Raw genomic sequence first — 258 nt, 5'->3', positions numbered from 1 at the left:
GTCCTGAAGCAGGCCGGTTACAGTGAGGTGTATTCGCTCGAAGGCGGTTTGGCAGCCTGGCAACAAGCGGGCCTTCCGGTTGTGAAATAAAGAAACGAGGTTGAAGTTATGGCGCACGTGGTCATGTACAGCACCACCGTCTGTCCCTATTGCGTGGCAGCGGAACGACTCCTGAAGCAGCGCGGTGTCGAGCAGATCGAGAAGATCCTGATTGACCGCGAACCCGGCAAGCGCGAAGAGATGATGACGCGCACGAAC

1 protein-coding gene is annotated in these 258 nt (G+C 57.4%); it reads left to right on the top strand.

The genetic code is table 11. The annotated features are described in order from the left end of the window. Positions 1–108: 108 nt before the first annotated feature. A partial coding sequence (locus AMS65_RS20670) for a glutaredoxin domain-containing protein (RefSeq protein ID WP_368664704.1) occupies positions 109–258 on the top strand: 150 nt, incomplete at its 3' end.

Source organism: Leucobacter celer subsp. astrifaciens (genome assembly GCF_001273835.1).
Taxonomy (GTDB): Bacteria; Actinomycetota; Actinomycetes; order Actinomycetales; family Microbacteriaceae; genus Leucobacter; species Leucobacter celer.
Note: the sequence above shows the minus strand (reverse complement) of the source record. Positions and strands in the feature narration are given on the sequence as shown.